Source organism: Streptomyces chartreusis (assembly GCF_008704715.1).
Lineage (GTDB): Bacteria > Actinomycetota > Actinomycetes > Streptomycetales > Streptomycetaceae > Streptomyces > Streptomyces chartreusis.
In genome coordinates, this window is record NZ_CP023689.1 from 9,474,673 (window position 1) to 9,496,656 (window position 21,984).

Here is a 21,984-nt window from a genome sequence, read left to right on the forward strand (position 1 = left end):
GGGTGTCAGGTCGACCAGAGCACTGCGCCGTTCTGGACGATGACCACCTTCGCGTCGGCCCGCAGGACGAGTTGGGCTCCTTCGTGGCCCCAGGTCTGGGAGGCCCAGATGGGGCGGTCCTCGCCGTTGTGGATGACGAGGTTGCCGTCCGGCTGGAAGATCGCCCGGTGGTTCGAGCCGAAGGTCATGGACGCCCAGATGGGGTTGCCGTGCTCGTTGTAGACGACGAGGTTGCCGTCGGTCTGCATGACCATCCGGATGCGGTTCGTCGTCCAGGCCTGGTTGACCTCCAGGACGCTGGTCGCGAAGACGGTCTCGGTGCTCCAGTTCGGCTGCGGGGTCGCCTTGGGCTTCGGCTTGGGCTTTGCCTTCGGCTTCGTCTTCGGCTTGCTGCTCGGGCTGGACTCCGGCGCGGGTACGACGGGCTGAGGTGCGGTGACCTTCGCCGGCGCGCTCTTCGTCGCCTTCGCCTTCTTCGGGGACGGACTGGGCTTCTCGGCCACGTAGTCGTCGAGGGCGGCGGGGGCGGACGTCGGGTTCAGGACCGTGTCGGAGCCCTCCGCGGCCAACCCCTTCGCGGAGTCCGGGGGGCCGTCGTCCTTCGCGCTGCCGGTGAGCAGCAGGGGTATGGCGATGAGCGCGGCGCCGGCTATCGCCGCGCCGGCGAGGATCGGCTTGCGCGGGCGTCCGCTGCCGACACCGGTGTTGGTCCTGGTGCCCGGCGGCGGAGTCGCCACGGCGGCCGCTACGGCGACGCGCTCCTCGGGGGCTTCGGTGGTCCCGGCTGCTGCTGAGGCAGCGGCTTCCTCGGACCCGGTGGCGGGGGGCTCCCCGGTGTCGGAGGCGGGGGCGGTCGCGGTGGTCTCCTCCGCTGCGGCGGCAGGCGGTTCCCCGGACCCGGTGGTGCCGGACTCAGCCCCGGCGGCGCCGGTCTCCGCCGCGGTGTTCCCGGATGCCCCGGTGTTCCCGGACTCCGCCTCCGGAGCAGGGGCCGCAGCCGGGGCCGGGGCCTGACTCGGGGTCGGCTCGTCCGGTGCGGCAGGCGTGGGCGGTAATCCGGTCTCCCCTGCGCGGGTGGCGGCCGCCTCCGCGTTCGCGTCGGGGGTGGGGTGCTGGGGGGACATGCGCTACTCCTCCTCGGTGGCGGAGCTGTCGATTGTGGCCGGGGCCCGTGCAGTGGTCGGCTGGACGAACACCGGGAAGCCCGGCGGGCGTTGGTCGAGCGCCGCGTCGGGACGGACCGGTTCGGCCCGGTCACGGTCGTCGAGGTGCACCGACCCGCCGCGGTGGCGGCCGCAGGCCGATCCGACGCCTTCTCGAACTACGAGGTCTTCCCGTACGGGTCAACTTAGCCCGTACCAAGGACGATCGGCCGACCGCGTCCCCCAACTCTCCCGTCGCTTTGTCCACTCACGCCTCGCTGCTCCCGGAAAGTTCCCGACCCGGGCAGCAAACGGGCACGCAGGCGCGCGATTCGGACCCTGCCTGCTCCGCAACGGGCGGTGCCCGTGTGGCATCCTGGGGCTCCCGATCTGATCATCGTCGGCGTGTGCGCAAGCCGCCGGCACCCAAGTGTTCGTACTGACCGAAGAGTTCAGGTGGAGATGCGGCCCGGACAACGGCTAGAGGGCGGGCCCGACATGCCCGACAGCTCCGGGCCGGCCACCGTGGAGTCACCCGGCGCCGACGACGCCGAGGTCACCGACAACCCCGAGATACCCGAGGCCGTACGGGACGCCGCCCGCCGGGCGCCGGGCCACTGGATCGGGATGGTGGACCCGGAGTGGACCCAGGACCGTACGCCGCCGGAATGGGCGGTGTTGGGGGAGTGGCAGTCCGACGAGAGCGGGGAGGTCGGGGACTACCGTCCCAACCCGGCCTACCGCCCTTCGGCCCGGGTGCTCGGCTGGCCGGAGCCCACCGACCCGGTGGACGCGGCGGCGCAGCGGGCCGCCACCGGCTACGGCTCGGTGGACGAGGCGATCGCGGTGCTCGCGGAGGCGGAGATCACCGTGGTGCGCGGACCGGACGGCGGGCCGCTGACGGCAGCCGGTCTGGACGGGGCGCCGGTGATCCTTTCGTTCACCTCGACGGCACACGAGTTCATGTCCTCGGCACTTCGCCATGACACCGTCCCGGCACAGGAGTTGGCCCGGTCGCTGCGCGGTTCCGGCGCGCAGCTGATGGTCAACGCCGGTGCCGCGGCCCCCCTGCTCGTCGCGGCGGACAGGCTCCTCGACGCCTCGCCCGAACCGGAAGCCGAGCAGGCGCCCGCGGCGCCTTCCGAGGTCGGGACCCACAGCTCTTCTGAACCCTGGCCCCACACCACAGGGAGGACCCCGTGACGCGTCCGGCCCAGCCCACCCCCACCTCCGGGCAGACGGAGTCCGGTTCCGCCGGTGAGGAGGCGGCCTCGACCGCCACCGTCGCCCATGCCCAATCCGAAGTTCAGTCCACGCAGGCGCAGGCCGGCGAGGCGAGTTCCCGGGCCGCTCAAGCGAAGCCCGACGCAGAGGCCCAGGCATCGGCCGCCGCACCTGAGGCTGCCCCGGAAGGCCGTACCACCGAGCCAGGGCCAGAGCCCGAAGCCGAAACCGTCGGCAGCAGCCCGGCCGAGTCCCAAGTCGCCGGCAGCGGCCGGTCCGAGTCACGAGCCGCCACCGGCAGCCGGTCCGAGACCGAGCCGAACCCCGCCTCCGACCCCGACTCCGACTCGGAGTCCGACCCCGGCGCCGCCGCGGAGGCCAAGAGCCGGCTGCCCGCGCTCGTGCGGACCATGACCGCGACCGCCATCGACCGGCCGCAGCAGCAGGCCGCTCACGTGGGCCGGCCGGGCAAGGCGGTGCTGGCCGGGGCCGCGGTCGCCGGGGCACTGCTCGTGTCGGTGCCGTTCCTCGTGCTCACCGGAGGCGACGACAAGGACGCCAAGGCGGCGCCGGCGGGAGGCACCGTACTCGGTGGTGGCGCGCAGGAGGCGCCGGGCGACTTCGTGGTGACCAAGCCCGACACCGCCTCTCCGGACGACGAGAAGAGTTCCGGCAAGCCCGACAAGCCGGTGAAGCAGGCTCCGGGCGGGGGCGCGGCGCAGGGCTCGGGCAAGGAGACGCCGAAGCAGGACGGCGGCGGGAAGGACCAGCCCGAGGGCGACACGGGCAAGCAGGACGAGCCCGCGAAGTCGGGTGGCGGGAAGACGTCCGGGGGTGGCGCCGCCGACCAGCCCGCGAACCCCGGTTCGGGCGTGACGTTCAGCGCCCCGGTCTCCGTGCGCAGCCATCTCTCCGGCCGCTGCCTCGACGTACCGAACGCCGACTTCGGCGACGGCAAGAAGCTGTTCGTGTGGGACTGCAACAACGGCGTGGCGCAGAAGTGGCAGTTCGCCTCCGACGGCACCATGCGCATCCAGGGCCTGTGCCTGGACGTGGCCAACGCGAACTACAACGACGGCACTCCGATCCAGATCGCCCGGTGCAGTGGCAACGCCGCCCAGAAGTTCGTCCTGAACGAGCGCCACGACCTGGTCAACACCGTCGTCGGCAAGTGCGTCGACATCAAGGACAACAACACGGGCAACGGCGCCTGGCTGCAACTGTGGACCTGTGCCGGCACCGACAACCAGAAGTGGAGCGTCTGAGCGCGCTCCGGACGCCTTCCGGCCGAGAGCGTTGCTCCCGGCATCTGCCCGCCCCGGCAGCGGGGCATGATGGCACCGTCGGTTCGCCGACACCCGTCCCCGAGACCGGGGGCGCCAGCTGAAGACGTTGCCCCAGCAAGGAGGTTGGTGCGTGTCGCGCCAGGTACTGACGGTCGGTCCCGGGGACCGGGACCGCTACCGGACGATCGGTGAGGCACTCGCGGCTGCCCGTACCGGGGCGCTGATCAGCGTCCGGCCCGGGACGTACGCGGAGAACCTGGTGATCCACACCAGGGTGACCCTCACCGCCGCCGAGGGCCGGGGCACTGTCGAGATCCGGCCACGTTCGGGCAGTGTCCTCGCCCTGCGCGCCGACGCCGTGATGCTCTCCGAGCTTTCCCTGCGCGGCGGTGACGCCGAGCTGCCCGCCGTGGACGTACGGCGCGGGCAGGCCGCGCTCGACGGCTGCGAGATCGTCGGCGCCGCCTGGACCGCGGTACTGGCCGGGGGCACCGGCTCCCTCGCGCTGCGGGACTGCCGGGTGAGCAACCCCCAGGGCGCCGGCATCGTCGTCACCTCGACCACGCCCACCACCGTGGAGTCCTGCACCTTCGAGCACCTCGGCACCAGTGGACTCGTCCTCGCAGAGCAGGGCGAGGCGCGGCTTCGTGGCTGCACGGTGCGTGCCGCCCGCGGCAACGGCCTGCTCGCCAACGGCGACTCGACGGGCAGCGTCGAGGACTGCGACATCTCCTCCACCGACAAGCCCTCCATCGCCCTGGAGCAGAACTGCTCCCTCACGGTGGTGCGCACCGTCGTGCACGACACCAGCACCGGAGTGCACCTGAGCAGCGCGGGCCGTACGACGCTGGAGGACGTCCGCGTCACCGGCGCCTCCGGCAACGGGATCGCGCTGGCCGGGGGCACCGACCCGGTGCTGCGCCGCTGCCGAGTCTCGCGCACCCGGGGTCACGGCATCCTGGTCACCGACCGGGCGCGCGGCACCTTCGAGGACTGCTGGGTGGACGGCGCGCAGGGCGCGGCGCTCCGGGTCGCGGGGGCCGCCTCCCCGGCGCTCACAGGTCTGACGGTCCGTGACTGCGAGCAGGCGGGGCTGCTGTTGGAGGAGGACTCGGCGCCCGAGCTGGACCGCCTCGAGGTCATCGGCGGGTCGCCCGCGGTCTCGGTCCGCGGCGGCGCCAACCCATTGCTGCGCCGGGCCCGGCTCGTGGAGCCCTCCGGCGACGGCATCACGGCGGGCAAGGACGCCCGCGGCCGGGCCGAGGACTGCGAGATCGTCCGGCCGAAGGGCGCGGGCGTGCGCGTGGGCTCCGGCAGCACCCTCTACCTGGCAGGTGGCGGCGTCTCGGACACCGCCACCAGCGGCCTCGTCGTGGAGGACGGCGGCAATGTCACCGTCCGGGACTTCCGTGTCGAGATATCCGGCGAGGAAGGCGTCGTCGTCGCGGCGGGCGGCGAGCTGACCGCCAACCGGACCACCGTGCACGCCGCACAGGGCCACGGATTCCTGCTCCGCGAGGGCGCGCTCGCCTCGCTCAGCGGCTGCGAGGTCTCCGGCGGTGCCCAGGACGGCTTCCGGGTGGAGTCCACGGCCCCGGTCTCGCTCGTGAACTGTTTCGCCCGGGAGAACGAGGGCGGCGGCCTCGTACAGACCACACCCGGCGAACGGCTCGCCGTGGACGGCCTGAAGAGCACCGGCAACGGCAAGCGGGACGCCTGGGGCAGCGGCAGCGCCGAGAACACCGACCCGGCGGGCTCCGGCGCCGCGGACGCACCCCCGCCGGACCGCGTGGACGGCCCGCTCGGGGCCCTCAACGCGCTGATCGGCCTGGAGAACGTCAAGCAGCAGGTCGGCACCCTGGTCAACCTGACCCAGCTCGCCCAGCGCCGCGAACAACTCGGCATGTCCGCACCGCCGATGAGCAGACATCTGATCTTCGCCGGCCCGCCGGGCACCGGTAAGACCACCGTCGCCCGCCTCTACGGGGCGATCCTGGCCGAACTGGGCTCCCTGCGCAGCGGCCACCTCGTGGAGGTCTCCCGTGCCGACCTGGTCGCACAGGTCGTCGGCGGCACGGCGATCAAGACCACCGAGACCTTCCAACGGGCCCTCGGCGGCGTGCTGTTCGTTGACGAGGCGTACACGCTCACCGCGGACAGCGGCAACGGCGGCGCCGACTTCGGCCGCGAAGCGGTGGACACCTTGCTGAAGCTGATGGAGGACCACCGCGACGACGTGGTCGTGGTTGCGGCCGGCTACTCCCGCGAGATGGAGTCCTTCCTCGGCTCCAACCCCGGTCTGGCCTCGCGCTTCTCCCGGACCGTCGAGTTCGAGAACTACTCCGTGCCCGAACTGGTCGCGATCATGGAGAACATGTGCGGCCAGCACCAGTACGAACTGGGCGAGGGCACCGCGGAGGCGCTGGCGGCACACTTCGAGGCGATGCCCCGGGACGCCGGATTCGGCAACGGCCGTGCCGCACGCGGAGTGTTCGAGGAGATGGTGGACCGGCAGGCCGTACGCCTCGCCTCCCAGGCTCAGGTCGGCGAGCACGATCTACGGCTGCTGCTGCCGGAGGACGTGTCCGCCACCGCCGCGGCGAAGGCCGCCGAGTCCGGCGCGCCTCAGGACGATCCGCTGACCCGCCTCGGCGACATGATCGGCCTGGCCGAGGTCAAGCGCGATGTCGCGGACCTGGTCAACCTCATCACCACCGCCCGCCACCGCGCGGCCGCCGGCCTGCCGGTGCCCTCCCTCAGCCACCACCTGGTCTTCACCGGACCGCCCGGCACCGGCAAGACCACGGTCGCCCGCCTCTACGGCGAGATCCTGACCCAGCTCGGCATCCTGCAACGCGGCCAGCTGGTGGAGGCGGCCCGCGCCGACCTGGTCGGCCGCTACATCGGCCACACCGCCCAGCTCACCCGCGAGGTCTTCGAACGGGCCCGCGGCGGTGTGCTGTTCATCGACGAGGCGTACACCCTCACCCCGCAGGGCGGCGGCGCCGACTTCGGCCAGGAGGCGGTGGACACCCTGCTGAAGCTGATGGAGGACCACCGCGACGAGGTGGTCGTCATCGTCGCCGGCTACACCGGCGAGATGGAGCGCTTCCTCGCCTCCAACCCGGGCCTGTCCTCCCGCTTCCCACGCCGGATCACCTTCGCCGACTACTCCTCCGAGGAACTGGTCACCATCGTGCGCGCACAGGCCGCGAGCATGGGCTACGAGTGCGGACCCGGCACCGGCCCGGTGCTCAAGTCGTACTTCGAGGCGCTGCCCCGGGACCGCTCGTTCGGCAACGCCCGGCTCGCCCGGCAGGTGCTCGAATCGATGGTCACCCGCCAGGCGGGGCGGCTCAGTTCGCTGGCCGCGCCCACCCTGGACGACCTGCGCATCCTCGTTCCCGAGGACGTGGCAGCGGCCCCGAAGGCGGCCGGCCTGTGAAGCCTCCCGCCCGCGGGGCCGCCCGGCTGCTGTCCGGCGCCGGCCTCGCCGCAGCACTGCTGCTGCCCACGGCCGTCACGGCCCACACGGCACCTCACTCGGGGGTGCCGGCGGCCGACGGCAAGAAGGGCCAGGAACTTCCGGCGATGCCCTCCGCGCTCGACGCGGACGCCGAGTGCACCGCTGCCTCCCGTGAGAAGGCGAAGAAACAGGACTGGTCACGCCAGCGCCTCGACCTGGACCGGACGCACGGTCACGGCATCGGCGCGGGTGTGACGGTCGCCCTGATCGACACCGGCGTCGCCCCCGACGCCGACGGCCTCGACGGCCGCGTCACCGCCGACGGCTCGGCAGCCGACGACTGCGTCGGGCACGGCACCTTCCTGGCCGGGCTGATCGCCGGCAGCGGTGCCCGCCTGACCGGAGTCGCCCCAGGCGCGCGGATCCTCGCCCTGCGCGGCACGGACACACGCGGTGAAGCGAGCCCGGCGCTCGTCGCGGCGGCGGTACGCGAGGCCACCGAAGCCGGGGCCGACGTCATCGCGGTCACGGTCGCCCTGCCACGCCGGAACACGGAACTGACCCGCGCGGTCGCCGACGCCCGCCGCGCGGGTGCGATCGTGGTCGCCGCGGCCACCCCCGACCCGCCGACGCGGGGCGGCACCGACGAGATCCCCTCCCGTGTCTACTGGCCGGCCGGGGAACCCGGAGTCCTCTCGGTCGCCGACATGCTCCCCGGCGGCCTCCGCCCGGACCGGGCGCTGCCCACCACCGGCATCGACCTGGCCGCCCCCGGGGCCGGCGTGGTCTCCGGGGGCCCGCGCGGTGACGGCCACTACCTCGGCGCAGGCGCCTCGGTCGCCGCCGCCTACGCCGCCGGTGCCGCCGCGGTGGTCCTCGCGGCCCACCCGGACGACTCGCCCGACGCCGTCACCCACCGTCTGACCGCCACCGCCTACCCCGCGGACATTCCGCAACTGGACGCGTACGCCGCCGTGACCACGGTCCTCGGCGACGCCGGTGCGTCGGTCGGCACCGAACGCGCCGCGGAGCGCGTCGCCGTCCGTGACACTTCCGACGCCGACGCCGCCACCGACCGGGCCACGCTCTTCGTCATCCTCGGCTCCACCGCCGTACTCACCGTCCTGTGGGCCGCTTTCACCCTGCCCAGGGCACGCGCCCGCGGCTGGCGCCCGGCGCGGGCCGGGGGCGGGGGAACGACGGAGGACTGACGGTCCGTACGGGAACGACGACGGCGGGGGTCACCAGGTGACCCCCGCCGTCGTCGTGTCTCAGCCTTCCTGTCCGGCGGCCGGCTCCACCAGAGCCGTCTGCATCAGCCGTGCCTTGCGGCGGGCGATGTGCAGGGCCCGGCCCGGCGGCAGGTTGACGGGCTTCGCGTTGCCGAAGAGGCGGCCCTCCGTGGGCGGACAGGAGAGCAGGATCGCGGGGTTGTTCGCCTCGTCCATGCGGCGGATGAGGGAGTCGCTCAGACCCCGGCCCGCACCCATGGCGCTACGGGCGACGATCACGTGCAGGCCCATCTCGAAGCCGAGCGTCAGATGCTCGAAGAGCGGCTCGAACGGGCTCTGGAAGGAGTTGCTGGAGACCATGTCGTAGTCGTCGACGAGGATGAACAGACGCGGGCCGGTCCACCAGTCGCACTTGCGCATCCGGGCGGGGGCGATCTCCGCGCCGGGGACCCGGGTCTTCATCGCGCGGGCCGCGCCGTCGATGGTCTCCTTGAGGTTGTCCAGGGAGATGACGTGCCCGATGCGGTACTCCTCCGGGATGCCGTCCACCAGCGTACGCCGGTAGTCCACCGCGATGATCTTCGCCTCGTGCGGGGCGTACCGGGCGGTGATGCCCGCGGTGATCCGGCGCAGCAGGTTGGTCTTGCCGCTCTCCGTGTCGCCGACCACGATCAGGTGCGGGGTGCGGCTGAAGTCGTGCCACACCGGCTCCAGGGCGTCCTGGTCGATGCCGAGCGGAAGGCGCATGCCGCCGCCCTCGGTCTGCTCGGGCGCGGGGAGTTCGGCGAGCGGCAGCCGGTGCGGCAGCATCCGGACCTGCGGGGCGACCGGGCCCGGCCAGTGCTTGGCCACCTTGCCGACCAGGTGGGCGACCCCTTCGCCGAGGTCTTCCAGGGAGCCGCTGCCGTCCAGGCGGGGCAGGCCGGCGAGGAAGTGCATCTTGCTGTCGGCGGTGATGCCGCGGCCACCGCTGCGCGGCACCGAGCGGGCCTTGCGGGTGTCGATCTCCGAGTCCATCGGATCACCCATCCGCAGCTCCAGACGCGTCGCCGCCTGATCGCGGACCTGTGCGGACAGCTCCACCCAGCGGGTGGTGGTGATGAGCAGATGGATGCCGTAGTTCAGGCCGCGGGCGGCGAGTTCGTTGAACTTCGGGACCAGGTCGTCGTAGTCCTGACGGACCGTGGACCAGCCGTCGACCACCATGAACACGTCGCCGAACGGCTCGTCGGGGAACTCCCCGGCGGCGCGGCGACGGCGGTAGGACTGCATGGAGTCGATGGTGTGGTCGACGAAGAACTGCTCACGGCGGGCGAGCAGCGTCATCACCTCGGCGACGGCCCGGTGCACCCGCTCCGGGTTGAGCCGCGCCGCGACACCGCCGACGTGGGGGAGCGCGGCGAACTGGGAGAGGCCGCCGCCACCGAAGTCGAGGCAGTAGAACTGGATCTCGGCCGGCGTGTGGGTCAGGGCGAGCGCGGCGATCAGGGTGCGGGCGAGGGTGGACTTGCCACTCTGCGAGCCGCCCGCGATGGCGACATGACCGCCGGCTCCGGACAGGTCCACGACCAGCGGGTCGCGGCGCTGCTCGAAGGGCTTGTCGACCAGGCCGACCGGGACCCGCAGCCTGCCCGTGCCGGACCAGCCGGCGGCGGTGAGGCCACGCTCGGGGTCGGCGGCGATGCCGGGCAGCAGCGCGTCCAGCGGGGACGGCTCGTCCAGCGGCGGCAGCCACACCTGGTGGGCGGCGGGACCCGAGTCACGCAGCCGGTCCAGAGCCACGTCGAGCAAGGTCTCCTCGTCGCCGCTCTCCTCGGTCTCCGGCTCCGGGACGGGCGTGGGGTCGAGGGTGCGCGGCACCACCCAGCCGCTGGTCCACGGCACCACCTGGCTGGCCACCCGGGCCTGCACGACCGCGCCGGTGCGCCGCCGGTAGGTGCCGGAGGAGTAGGCGGCACGGAAGCGCGTCAGGGCCTCCACACCGGACTTGAGATAGCCGCTGCCGGGCTGGGCGGGCAGCTCGTAGGCGTCCGGTACGCCCAGCACACCCCGGCTCTCCATGGCGGAGAACGTACGCAGTCCGACCCGGTACGACAGGTGGCTCTCCAGCTGGTGCATACGGCCCTCGTCCAGGCGCTGCGAGGCCAGCAGCAGATGCACGCCGAGCGAGCGGCCGAGGCGGCCGATCATCACGAACAGATCCATGAACTCGCGGTGCGCGGAGAGGAGTTCGCTGAACTCGTCGACCACCACGAACAGGCTGGGCAGCGGAGTGAGGTCGGCGCCGCCGGCTCGGGCGCGCTCGTACTCCAGGGCGGAGGTGTAGTTGCCGGCCGCGCGCAACAGCTCCTGGCGGCGGATGAGTTCGCCGTGCAGGGCGTCCTGCATGCGCTCCACCAGGGCGACTTCGTCGGCGAGGTTGGTGATGACGGCGGAGGTGTGCGGCAGCTCCTCCAGGCCGAGGAAGGTGGCGCCGCCCTTGAAGTCGACCAGGACGAAGTTCAGCGTCTCCGAGGAGTTCGTCAGGGCGAGGCCCAGGACGAGGGTGCGCAGGAGCTCGCTCTTGCCGGAGCCGGTGGCGCCGATGAGCATGCCGTGCGGGCCCATGCCGCCCTGCGCGGACTCCTTGATGTCCAGTTCCACCGGGCGGCCGTCCACGCCGACCGCGATCGGCACCCGCAGCCGTGCGGAGCCGGTGTGCCGTGCGAACAGGGCCTTGGTGTCGTGCCGGTGCAGATCGGGGATGCCGAGCAGGGTGGTCAGCTCGACGTCGCTGTCCAGCGGCTGCGCGATGTCGGAGCCCAGGCTGATCCGGCGGGAGGCGAGCAGCCGCGCCAGCGACTCCGCGCCGAGCGGGCCGAGCCGGTCCGGCCGGCCGAGCGGCACCGAGCGCTCCTTGCGGCTGCGGTCGGTGCGCACCAGGTTGACCTGGTCCGGCCCGACGGTCAGCCGCAGCGTGTTGCGGCCGGGCCGCCAGCGCAGCGCGCCGGAGACGTCCAGCACCACGGCGTTGCGATAGCCGTGGCCCTCCCAGCGGTGACCCTCGGGGACGGTGATGCCGTCCAGGACGACCACCGTGTACGGCTCGTCACGGCCCGGGCGGGCATCCGGGTCGAAGCCGGGGCGCTCGGCGAACTCGGCGCCGAGCAGGTCGTCCAGCTCGGTGAGATCGGCCGTGATCCGGCGGACCTGACCTGCACCGTCCTCCTCGTGCGGATGCAGGGCGTGCGGCAGCCACTTGACCCACTCCCAGTCGCCCCGCCGCTCGTCGCTGACGCAGAGGGCGATCCACAGCTCCTCCGGCGCGTGGAACACGGCGAGCTGACCGAGAGCGGCACGCAGCAGCGCGCGTACGGCTTCGTCGTCGGCGCCCTCAGGGGGCCCGGACGACGTGGCGGCCTCCTCGTCCAGGGCCTCCCCGGGCCGCACCAGAACCCGGGCCGAGGACCGGAGGTAGAGGCCGAGGGGCTGCTCGGGAATCGTGGAGTAGGCGCGGATGAAGCGCCGCAGGGCGTGTGCGCAGAGTGGTTCGAGGTCCTCCACGGGGCGGGTGGACACCGGGTTGAGGGTGAGGGCGAGCTGCTGTTCGCCGACCGCGAGCCTGACCTCGCCGAAGTCCTCGTCGGCCGGGCGGCGTTCCCACAGCCGTGAGGTGCGGGCCAGCGAACGCAGGGACGAGGGCTCCGGGTGCCGCCAGGCGAGCGCCCGCTGCTGCTCCACGATGGTGGACCTGACCCGCTTGCGGGTCTGCGCCAGATAGCGGAGGTAGTCGCGGCGCTCGCCCTTCAGGCGCTGCTTGCGCTCGCTGGAGCGGCGCATCAGCTGGCCCAGCAGCATCGCACCGGCGGACAGCGCCATCACACCCATCGCCAGGTAGATGAAGACGCCGTTGCCACCGCCCGGGCGCAGGAACATCAGCATCATCGACACCGACATCAGCGCCATCGGCAGATAGGTCCATATCGCCGAGGTGTCGGGCACCGTCTCGGCGAGGACCGGCGGCTCCTGGAGGGTCAATTGCCCTTCGGGCATCTCGGGACCGCGCCTGCGGGCCGGCCGGCGAAACAGCACCACACTCAAGGAACAGAACCTCCGGTTTCACTGGCTTTCCGGCCCGCGCCGAATACCGGGACACCCGGTAGCCGGAAAGACCGCACCGCGCTCATTTTCCGGGGACCCGGGTACGCGGTGAACGCCGGATGAATGTTGTGAGCGGAAAGCAGGGAACGGTCAACTCTCCCACCATTCAACTGCATACCGGACAAGGAGCCCGGTCCCCAGCACGTTCCGGCGAGCGTAGGCAGTAGTCTGCATTCACGTAACGCGACCTGTCCACGCGGGAGAGGTGGTTGCCGGGCTCGCGGGCGTAATTCCCCTGTCCGACCCCCCTGTTCTGGCCCGTGCGGACCTTCCGTACTCTTCGCACTGCCCCGCTCACGGGGAAGTCCTCCTGCCAAAACCCCCACGGAAGACGAGAGTTCAGCTGATGACCGACAGTGCGGTGGCCGAACTGTGCCGCCTGACCGTACGTGCGCCGAGCGTCTCCGTCGATCTGGCCGTGCCCGCCGACGTGCCGGTCGCCGATCTGCTGCCCACGCTGCTGCGCTATGTCGGCGAGGAGGCCGAGGAGGCCGGACTCGACCACGCGGGCTGGGTGCTCCAGCGGCTGGGCGACGCCCCGCTCGACGAGGAGACGACCCTCGCGCGGGCCGGGCTCGCCGACGGGGACGTGCTCTATCTGCGCCCGCACACCGAGGCACTGCCCGAGGCCCGGCTCGACGACCTGGTGGACGGCATAGCCGACACCGCCGGCCGCAGGCTGCACACCTGGCACCCCGAGGCGGCCCGCGGGCTGCTGGTGGGCGCCACGGTGGCGACCGTGGCCGCGGCCCTCGTGCTGGTGTTCTGGCCGGGAGCGGCCGGCTCCGGCTCGGTCAGGGCCGCCTGTTCCGCCGTGGCGGGACTGCTGCTGCTCGCCGGCGCGGGCACCGCCAGCCGCGCGGTCGGCGACCGGTTGTCCGCCACCGCGCTCGGCCTGCTGGTCGCGCCCTGCCTGGCGCTCGCCGGCTGGGTGCTGCCCGGCGGTGACCTGACCGGCCCGGACGCGGCGCAGGTCGCGGGCGCCCGGCTGCTCGCGGCGGGCGCGGCGGGTGCCGGCGGCGCCGTCCTCGCACTGGCCGCCACCGCCGTCGGCGCCCCGGCGCTGCTGGGCACCGCGGTCGTGTCCGTGGCCATCGCGATCTCCGGTGCCCTCATCGGCTACACGGACCTGCACGTACCGGCCGCGGTCGCGCTGGTCGCGACGGTGTTCGTGCTCGCGGCCGGGACCGTGGCACCGTTCGCCTTCAAGCTGGCCGGGATGCGGATGCCCGCCCTGCCCTCCTCCGCCAGCCAGCTCCAGGAAGGCATCGAGCCCTACTCGGGCAGCGACGTCGCCGAGCGCACCGAACTGGCCGGACGCTGGGTCACCGCACTCTTCGCCGTCACCGGCGTCATCGCCGCGGGCGCCCTCGTCGTCCTCGCCGAACACCCGAACCTGCCCGAGGTGCTGACCGCGCTGGCGCTGAGCCTGCTGCTGCTTCTGCACTCCCGGGGGCTGGTCCACATCAGCCAGCGGCTCACTCTCGCGGTGCCCGGGATCTGGGGCTTGCTGCTGCTCGCCCGCAGCTGGGCGGCGGACAGCGACGGCGACGGACGACTGGTGGTCTTCGCGGTACTGCTCGGCGCGGCAGCCGCGCTGGTCATCGCCGCCTGGACGGTGCCCGGCCGCCGCATGCTGCCGTACTGGGGCCGGGCCGCGGAGGTGGCGCACACCGGCATCGCGGTGGCGCTGCTGCCGCTCGCCCTTTGGGTGGCGGGACTCTTCGGCTGGCTGCGCGGCCTGTTCGGCTGAGTACCCCCGCACTCCGGCAAGAGAACGACTAGGAGAGGCCGTGCAGTCCAAACGCGACCAGGTACACGCCCACACCTTCATGATGGGCAGGCTCAGTTCGGGCCTGCTGATGGCCGACCCGGACGCCCCGGAGAGCCCGCTCGGGCGCACCACACGCGGTGTGGTCTTCGGCGTACTGGTCACCGTCCTGGTCGGTGCGGGCGCCACCGTGTACGGCCTGCTGCGCCCCGGCGGGAACGACGCCTGGCGCGAGGACGCGCACCTGGTGGTCAACCGTGACACCGGCGCCCGCTACCTGTGGACCGACACCGACGGCGTGCTGCACCCCGTGCGCAACTACGCCTCCGCGCGGCTGATCGGCGGCTCCGACCTGGAGACCGTGGACGTCTCGACCGCTTCGCTGCGGGATGTCCCGGTGGGCGCCCCGGCGGGCATCCCCGGCGTCCCCGACACCGTGCCCGAGCCCGGCCAACTCGACGACGGCGCCTGGCACATGTGCGTCACCGGCCCGGACGGCGCGCTGCCGGACACCTCCGGTGCCGTGGCGAGCACCGGGGTGGAGAAGCCGGGGGCGACCACCGTGGTGGCCGGTGCGCCGCTGGACGCCGACGGCATCGGCGGCGACCGAGGGGTGCTGGTCAGCGGACCCGACGACACCGAGTACCTGGTCTGGCGGGGCAGCAGGCTCCCCCTGGACCGTGAGTCGGACGCCCGCAACGCCCTCGGCTACGGCTCCGAACAGCCCATGCCGGTCTCCGCGGCCTTCCTCGACGCACTGGCCCCCGGCCCCGTCCTGAAGCCGCCGGCGGTGCCGGGACGCGGGGAGGAGGGCCCCGAACTCGGCGGGGAGGCCAGCAGGATCGGCCAGCTCTTCAAGGTCAGCGTCCCCGGCGGCGACAGCACCTACCACTTGCTGCGCAAGGACGGTCTCGTGCCGCTGACCAGGCTCGGCGCGGCCCTGGTGCTGGGCGACCCGGCCACCCAGAAGGACGCCTACCAGGGGCGCTCGCCCGAGGTGCGCACGGTCGGCGCCGACGCGCTGCGCGAACACCGGGCCAAGGACCAGGACACCGGCGCCGCCGCGGAGCTGCCCGACGCTCCGCCCGTCCCGCAGTCCGCGCCACGCGGCACCGCGCTCTGCGCACAGGTCGACGGCGACGACGGCGGCGTCCGGATCAGGTCGGTGCTGGTGCCGCTGACCAGGCTCGCCCCCGTCGCGGTGTCCGAGGGCACCGCCCAGCCGGTGAAGCCCGCCTGCGTCCCCACCGACGCCACGGTGGTCCGGCCCGGCCGGGGCGCCCTGGTCCGGGCACTCAACGCCAGCGGCGCCGCGCACGCGGGCACGAGCTACCTGGTGGCGGAGAACGGCGTCAAGTACCGCGTCTCCACCAAGAATTCACTGGCCGCGCTCGGATACGAGACCGCCGACATCGCCTCCGTCCCGGCGCCACTCCTCGCGGCCCTCCCGACCGGCGCGGACCTCGACCCGGCCGCCGCCTCGGGCGTCGTCGAGCCCAGGGTGACCGCTCCGCAGTGCGCCCCGGACCTGGAGCGCGAGGCGGGCGAGGCGAGCGCCATTGCCGACAAGGCGGACACCGTGCGCTGATCACGGCAAGGGGCGCATTCGGCGCCGATGAAAAGGAAAAGGGCGGGGCCAACAGAGGTATTGAGCCAAAGTAGTTGCCGATGGTGTGAAGTCCGCGGAGTCATCGCGGACGGCGCGTGGCGGGAACCTCAAACAAAGCTCAGATATTTCGGACGAGCCATGCCCGCAGAATCCCCGAGGAAGCGCTTGCAAAGCCGGATACGGTGCTTCGTGACGCCCGTTCGGCTTCTTCCCGTGCCCGCTTTTTGCCCGCCTCGCGTTGCCCGGCGGACGGTGCGCGCACCGGGTGTCCGGCCGGTCGGAGAGGCTTGTTCATATCGCTGAAACCTCCGCACAACTCCCTTGCCACGCAAGAATTCCGGGGCGAGCTGACCGAAGCTCAAATCTTCCCTGTGCGCGTTGCGCGGAACGCCGGCTTCTCTTTAGCCTCAGCGAGCAACTGTGCGACGAGACAGGGCTGAACGAAGGGAGCGCGACATGGCGGACAGCGCCGCAAGGAAAGCGGACTATGCCAAGGGCTTGGGGGGTGTCTCCTCGCTGGAGTCGGCCCGGAGCCAGGTCGAGAAGATTCAGAACAACGTGGCTGAGATCGCCGCGCGTTCGGGCGTCGGCGGCGACGAGGGCCAGGCCCTGCTGAAGCTCTTCCGCAGCTGGAACGCCGAGGCGCAGAAGGTCGTCATCCAGATCAGCAAGATGGTCGACGCGCTCCAGGAGAACGTGACCTCCGCCAACCGTCTGGCGCAGGAGAACCAGGACCTGACCGAGGTCCTCAACAGCAAGACCAGCCAGGGCGTCTTCGAAGCGCTGAGCTGACCCGACCGGTAGCACCGGCCCCGTCACGGCGAGGCCGGACCCCTTGAGCTTCCCGGGCCGGCGCCCGGCCGTACGAGAGGAGACGTCATGGCCGACGGCATCATCGACGTGCAGTACCCCGTGGTCCGCAACGCCATCGAGGAATTGATGGCGCAGACCCAGCAGATCATCACCACCCTCAACAACCTGGAGGACGAGCTGAAGCCGCTCGTCAACTCCTGGGAGGGCTCGGACCAGGAGACCTACCGTCAGGTCCAGGCGGAGTGGGACCAGGCCACCAAGAACATGGCCCAGCTCCTCGGCGACAACGGCGAGCTGATCCAGACCATCCACGACAACCACTCCCGCGACGAGCGCAAGAGCGCCGACAACTGGGGCGGTGTGCGGGCCCGTTAGGGTCTCGCCGCAGCGTCCTCGTCGTCGAGGGTTCGGCGGCGTGGCCCGGCCGTCGTCCGTGAACGGGGCGTCTGCCGGGCCCCCGTGTCCCCGTCCGGCACCAAGCGTCAGGAGTGCGTCCCATGGCCGGTGAGAAGGCCGACGTAAAGCATTTCGACCTCAAGCAGATGGAGAACTTCCGGGACAACGAGGTACAGCCGGTCCACACCGCCGCGAAGAAGCACAAGGAGGAGGGTGACGGGTCCCACATCCGCCCGCTCGGCCACCTCATCGACGGGCACACCACACCGGACAACCTCGCCCAGGACAAGCAACTCCTGCGCATCGGCAGGATGGTGACCGAGCCGCTGGTCTCGGGACCGAAGCTGATCGAGGACATCCGCACCGCGGCCGAGGCCATCGACAAGCTGCTCGGCGACCAGATGGACCTCTTCAAGGAGTTGAAGGAGGCCCTCACCGAGACCATCGAAGAGGCCAACAAGACCAAGGACAAGAACCTCGACGCGATCGACGCTCAGACGCTCCTGCAGACCTTCGACGAGGTCGACACCCTCACCGCCGGCGGCACCGGCGACCCGGACGACGAGTCCTGACCAACTCCGATAGAAAGGGCGCCCGGTGGCCGATCGGTACGATCCCAACTCCGTCGCCAACCTCGACAAGTTCGACAGCGCCGGCGACCCGTCGAGTGACACCTGGGCCACCCTGGTCACCCATATCACCGGCTATCCGGTGCCCGACCGCAACACCATCTTCGACACGCTCCGCTCCGAGCACGGCGGCAAGCTGTTCCGGATGGACATCCCCGAGCGCAGCCTCTCCGTGCTCGTCAAGGACTCCGGTTTCCTGACGAACAAGGGCGAGGACTACGACATCTGGTTCTTCGACAGTGGCAAGAAGCGCTCCATCATGCAGGCCCGGATCGTCTTCGAGGGCCGTGTGAAGGCGGGCGAGGAGATCATCTTCGCCGGTCCGGGCTCGGACAACGTCCATGACGCGCAGGTCCGTGAGGGCAACGAGTTCACGGACTACAACAAGGACAAGATGAGCACCATCCCGCTCGCCCGGTACATGAACGGGCCGCGGGCGGCACTCCTCGCCCTCCTGGGCGGCAACACCACGGACGCCCGGTTCAGCAATCTCGGCGTGCCCGGGGCCGACGTGGTGGACCTGAAGTCCTTCGACACCACGGGGGAGTCCTTCGACTTCGCCGCCAAGTTCTTCAGGGACCACGCGGTGGTGCTGAAGGACTGGGAGGACCGCTTCGGCCGGGACGACGCCAGCTGGAAGGGCGAGGCCGCGGAGGTCTTCCGCAGCCTGCTGAAGAAGATCCGCGAGAACTACGACAGTTACGTCGAGACCTTCGACGAGAGCCCCGGAGCCGGCGACGGGACCGGCACCGGCGGCACCGTGTACTCCCGCGCCCTGTCGCTGGGCCGCAAGTACCTCGAGGACGCCGCGAACAAGCTGCTGGAGGCGTGGCTCTCCTGGGCCAAGTCCCCGTACTACGACCCCCACCAGGTGCTGCGCTACGTCCTGGACGACCTCGCCCAGTGGGTCGACGCCAACAACGTCGCCAAGACGGACATCAAGTCCTACACCTCCCGCTACACCACGACCGTCAGCCACAGCCCGCAGGCCGGCTTCACCCAGGTGCACCCGGAGTACGGCGACCTCACCGACATCGCGAACTGGGCGAAGGTCGGCGACAAGGCCGTCAAGATCTGGAGTCAGGGCGTCAACGAGTACCTCGGCAAGCCCGCCGCCGAGGTGCAGTCGAACCTGAACAACCACTTCCTCGACCTGGGCGACGACTTCTCCGACAACGTGCCCAAGCCGAAGTCCACCAGCACCGCCTCCGAGGAGTACGAGGAGAAGAAGGCCAAGGAGGAGCAGGAGGAGATCAACCGGCAGAACGAGGAGAACCGCAAGTACCAGGACGAACTCCGCGAGGAGCAGAACCGGCAGCGGGAGGAGGACAAGAAGTACCAGGACGAGCTGCGCGAGGAGCAGAACCGCCAGCGCGAGGAGGACAAGCGCCTCCAGGACGACCTGCGCAACGAGCAGAACCAGCAGCGCGAAGAGGACAAGAAGTACCAGGACGAGCTGCGCGAGGAGCAGCGGCGGGAGCAGGAAGAGGCCAAGCGGCAGGCCGAGGAGCAGGCCAAGGCCATGGAGGAGAGCCTCGGCGGCATCAACGACCCCAACGCCGTCACCGAGCAGAACCTCGACGGCCTCGACGACCTGCTGAACCAGAACAACCCGGTCACCGAGAGCCCCGGCAACCTCGGCGACGTGAACGGCCAGGGCGGCGACCAGTCCACCCTGCCCCCGGGCATCACGAACCTCGGCAACCTCGGTGCGGTGAACACCGGGCAGGGCGGCACGAACAACGGCGCCAACGACGCGGTCACCGAGAACCTGGGGAACCTCGGCGGCCTGAACGGGGGCAGCGGCTCGGTCAAGACCCCGACCGGTGGCAACACCCAGCTCGACGCCGGCAAGCTCACCACCGACTTCCCGGACGGCAGCAGCACCAGCTTCGACCCGGACAGCGGGGTGCTCACCACCACCCACCCGGACGGCAGCGTCACCACGCAGAACCTGGGCGACGGCACCAGGGTGACCAACCCGGACGGCTCGGTCACCAGCCTCGGCGACGACGGCAAGCTGACCACCACCTTCCCCGACGGCAGCGTCCAGACCGTCGACCCCACGACGGGTCAGGTCAGCACCACCGACGCCGACGGCACCACGACCACCCAGGACCTCGGCAACCTGGGCGACCTGAACAGCCAGAACAACAACGCGGACCTGGGCGACCTCGGCGACATCAACTCCGACCTGCCCACCCAGTCGGAGGGCGACCTGGGCGACCTGGGAAACCTGAACACCGACCAGAACGGCCTCGAAACCCCGACCGGCGGCAGCACCCAGCTCAGCGACGGCGACATCGCCACCGACTTCCGCGACGGCAGCAGGATCAGCTTCGACCCGGACAGCGGTCTGCTCACCAGCACTGACGCGGACGGCACCACCACGACCACCGACCTCACCCACGGTGCGACGGTGACCAACCCGGACGGCTCGAAGACCAGCCTCGACAACGGCATGCTGACCACGGAGTTCCCCGACGGCAGCAAGCAGGTCATCGACCCGGACACCGGCATCGCCACCGTCACCGACCCACAGGGCAACACCGAGCGGGTGGACCTGCACGATCTCAACTCGCAGGGCCGCGGCGACACTTCGGACATCCTCGACGGCCTCGGCGATCTGGAGAGCATCGGCGGCCTCGACGACACCGGCGGCGGCACCTCCACCCAGGACCTGTCGCTCTCCGACCTCGGCGTCGGCGGCGGCGCGGGCGGCGGGGCATCCGGCGGCGGCGTGGGGGAGAGCTACCTCACCGCGGACAGCTCCGGCGGAACCGGAGCCGAACCCCTCTCGGACGGCGCCGCAGACAGCGCGGGCAGCGCGCTCGCCCCCGCCGCGGCAGCCGGAACCCCCGGCGCGCCCGGCATGCCCGGAAGCCCCGGCATGCCGATGGGCGGCATGGGCGCCGGCGGCATGGGAGCGGGCGGCGACAAGGGCAACGGCGAGCGCGTGCGTGCCGTACTGGTCGACGCGGCCGAGGAGAGCGAACGCCGCAACCGCCGCCGGCGCAGCCCGTGGAACCGCCAGGAGGACGACGACACCTTCCTCGCCCCGGCCTCCCGGGTGGCTACCACCGGCGGCGACGCGCCCGAGGAGGAGACGGAGCCGGGGCGCAACAGGGCCACCAGTTCCGACTACCTGGAGGAGGACGCCGACGTGTGGGGCACCGAAGAGGGCGGCACACCGGCCGTCATCGGCCGGTGAGCACCGTACGGCCGCGGCCTGAGCACCGCGCCGAGACGAATCACACCCGGTCCCCGCTTCCGCGGCGGGGCCCTCACCGGGCAAGATCAGCAGGGCAGTTGACGGACCGGCGAGCACGACCGGGCGTACGGACCACACGTCCGGACGCACGCGGAGACCGACGGGGAAGGTAGGAGCGGGCGTGACGGAACCGCTGGAGAAGCGCCTGGAGAAGGCGATGGCCGAGCTCCAGGCCGCCCAGGAGGCGGTCGCGCGCACCGAACGCGAGCTGCGGCAGGCGTCGTTCGCGGTCCTCTCCTCCGACCGCGCGGTCCGTGCCACCGTGGGCCCGCAGGGCGAGCTGTCCGGGATCGAGTTCCTGGAGAACAAGTACCGCGACATGTCCCCCCAGGAGCTGGCCGCCAGCGTCCTGGAAGCGGCGAACGCGGCACGCCTGAAGATGAACCGGCATGTGATGAAGGCGATGGCGCCCTTCACGGAACCCAGCAGCAACGTGCCGGAGCTGAAGGGCTTCGAGCTGGACTGGGAGCGGATCTTCGGCCCCGAGGTATTGCGCGACGACGACGAGGACACCGCGCGCGACGACCGGGCCACCCCCGCCTGGCGGGACGCGCTCGGCGAGGACGGGGAGGACTGATGGGACAGCGTTACTACGTCGACCCGAACCGCATCGAGGCCTTGGCCAGGCAGCTCGAGGAGATCGGCACCCTGGCCAAGGGCATCACCGAGGAGTTCCTCGACGACCTGGCGCCCACGGTCAGCTGGCCCGGCACCGAGGGCGACTTTGCAGAGAAGGCCAAGCCGCAGGAGCAGAAGGAACGGCAGACCACCAAGGAGACGATGATGTCCATCCGCGACGCGGTCGTGGGCATCACCGACGCCACGGTCAGCCAGGTCCGCATGATGAAGGACACCCGCGACCGCAACATCGAGGACGTCGAGCGGGTCAACAACCGCATCGAGACCGATGGGCTGAACGGTGACGGCCCGGGCGGGCATGGCCGCCGCTGACCTCCGCACCGCCGGCCGCTCCCGCACCACGCCGGGAGCGGCCGCTCCGTCCTG

At 71.7% G+C, this 21,984-nt stretch carries 15 protein-coding genes; 12 read left to right on the forward strand and 3 right to left on the reverse strand.

Features of this window, described 5'->3' with window-relative positions; translation table 11 throughout:
• Positions 1-5 precede the first annotated feature (5 nt).
• Together CP983_RS41925 and CP983_RS44210 are read right to left on the reverse strand one after the other, a co-directional pair.
• Positions 6-1,124, reverse strand: a complete 1,119-nt coding sequence (locus CP983_RS41925) for a mannose-binding protein (protein WP_150505721.1) — start codon at positions 1,122-1,124, stop codon at positions 6-8.
• Positions 1,125-1,127: 3 nt separating this feature from the next.
• Entirely contained in the window at positions 1,128-1,274 is a 147-nt protein-coding gene (locus tag CP983_RS44210; protein ID WP_167537840.1) for a hypothetical protein, read from the reverse strand.
• A gap of 330 nt (positions 1,275-1,604) precedes the next feature.
• On the opposite strand from CP983_RS44210, the gene CP983_RS41930 reads away from it, so the two are divergent.
• The 4 genes from CP983_RS41930 to CP983_RS41945 all read left to right on the forward strand — a co-directional run bounded on the left by CP983_RS41930 (position 1,605) and on the right by CP983_RS41945 (position 8,329).
• Entirely contained in the window at positions 1,605-2,345 is a 741-nt protein-coding gene (locus CP983_RS41930) for a type VII secretion system-associated protein (RefSeq protein WP_150505722.1), read from the forward strand.
• Entirely contained in the window at positions 2,342-3,631 is a 1,290-nt protein-coding gene (locus tag CP983_RS41935) for an RICIN domain-containing protein (protein WP_189748913.1), read from the forward strand. Before CP983_RS41930 ends, CP983_RS41935 begins: the two co-directional genes overlap by 4 nt.
• Before the next feature lie 151 nt (positions 3,632-3,782).
• Positions 3,783-7,097 carry a right-handed parallel beta-helix repeat-containing protein gene (locus tag CP983_RS41940; protein WP_150505724.1) on the forward strand — a complete coding sequence of 1,105 codons (3,315 nt, stop codon included), beginning with the start codon at positions 3,783-3,785 and terminating at the stop codon, positions 7,095-7,097.
• Entirely contained in the window at positions 7,094-8,329 is a 1,236-nt protein-coding gene (locus CP983_RS41945; RefSeq protein WP_150505726.1) for a S8 family serine peptidase, read from the forward strand. The genes CP983_RS41940 and CP983_RS41945 overlap by 4 nt, the downstream gene beginning before the upstream one ends.
• Positions 8,330-8,389: 60 nt before the next feature.
• Here CP983_RS41945 and eccCa read toward each other — a convergent pair whose 3' ends face one another.
• Positions 8,390-12,382, reverse strand: a complete 3,993-nt coding sequence (gene eccCa / locus CP983_RS41950) for a type VII secretion protein EccCa (RefSeq protein ID WP_150505728.1) — start codon at positions 12,380-12,382, stop codon at positions 8,390-8,392.
• A 454-nt stretch (positions 12,383-12,836) separates the two neighbouring features.
• Between eccCa and eccD the strand changes: the two genes are divergently transcribed.
• From eccD to CP983_RS41990, 8 genes are all read left to right on the forward strand, one after another.
• A complete protein-coding gene (gene eccD / locus CP983_RS41955) occupies positions 12,837-14,243 on the forward strand; it encodes a type VII secretion integral membrane protein EccD (protein WP_150505730.1) in 1,407 nt (468 codons plus the stop codon).
• 40 nt (positions 14,244-14,283) lie between these two features.
• Positions 14,284-15,849 (forward strand): type VII secretion protein EccB, encoded by a 1,566-nt coding sequence (gene eccB, locus CP983_RS41960; protein ID WP_150505732.1) that lies wholly within the window; start codon positions 14,284-14,286, stop codon positions 15,847-15,849.
• A gap of 477 nt (positions 15,850-16,326) precedes the next feature.
• Positions 16,327-16,662, forward strand: coding sequence for a hypothetical protein (locus CP983_RS41965; RefSeq protein ID WP_030955148.1), 336 nt, complete (start codon positions 16,327-16,329; stop codon positions 16,660-16,662).
• A gap of 87 nt (positions 16,663-16,749) precedes the next feature.
• Entirely contained in the window at positions 16,750-17,058 is a 309-nt protein-coding gene (locus CP983_RS41970) for a WXG100 family type VII secretion target (RefSeq protein ID WP_030955147.1), read from the forward strand.
• A 122-nt stretch (positions 17,059-17,180) separates the two neighbouring features.
• Entirely contained in the window at positions 17,181-17,651 is a 471-nt protein-coding gene (locus tag CP983_RS41975; RefSeq protein WP_107909597.1) for a type VII secretion system-associated protein, read from the forward strand.
• Positions 17,652-17,676: 25 nt separating this feature from the next.
• A complete protein-coding gene (locus CP983_RS41980) occupies positions 17,677-20,919 on the forward strand; it encodes an AAWKG family protein (protein WP_150505734.1) in 3,243 nt (1,080 codons plus the stop codon).
• A 181-nt stretch (positions 20,920-21,100) separates the two neighbouring features.
• A complete protein-coding gene (locus CP983_RS41985) occupies positions 21,101-21,556 on the forward strand; it encodes a YbaB/EbfC family nucleoid-associated protein (RefSeq protein ID WP_107909595.1) in 456 nt (151 codons plus the stop codon).
• Positions 21,556-21,930 carry a hypothetical protein gene (locus CP983_RS41990; RefSeq protein WP_030954976.1) on the forward strand — a complete coding sequence of 125 codons (375 nt, stop codon included), beginning with the start codon at positions 21,556-21,558 and terminating at the stop codon, positions 21,928-21,930. The genes CP983_RS41985 and CP983_RS41990 overlap by 1 nt, the downstream gene beginning before the upstream one ends.
• Positions 21,931-21,984 lie beyond the last annotated feature (54 nt).

Coding starts and splice junctions, on each gene's coding strand:
- CP983_RS41925 (WP_150505721.1), bottom strand. CDS start 1,124: ATGTCCCCCCAGCACCCCACCCCCGACGCGAACGCGGAGGCGGCCGCC.
- CP983_RS41930 (WP_150505722.1), top strand. CDS start 1,605: ATGCGGCCCGGACAACGGCTAGAGGGCGGGCCCGACATGCCCGACAGC.
- eccCa (WP_150505728.1), bottom strand. CDS start 12,382: ATGCCCGAAGGGCAATTGACCCTCCAGGAGCCGCCGGTCCTCGCCGAG.
- eccD (WP_150505730.1), top strand. CDS start 12,837: ATGACCGACAGTGCGGTGGCCGAACTGTGCCGCCTGACCGTACGTGCG.
- CP983_RS41965 (WP_030955148.1), top strand. CDS start 16,327: ATGGCGGACAGCGCCGCAAGGAAAGCGGACTATGCCAAGGGCTTGGGG.
- CP983_RS41970 (WP_030955147.1), top strand. CDS start 16,750: ATGGCCGACGGCATCATCGACGTGCAGTACCCCGTGGTCCGCAACGCC.
- CP983_RS41975 (WP_107909597.1), top strand. CDS start 17,181: ATGGCCGGTGAGAAGGCCGACGTAAAGCATTTCGACCTCAAGCAGATG.
- CP983_RS41990 (WP_030954976.1), top strand. CDS start 21,556: ATGGGACAGCGTTACTACGTCGACCCGAACCGCATCGAGGCCTTGGCC.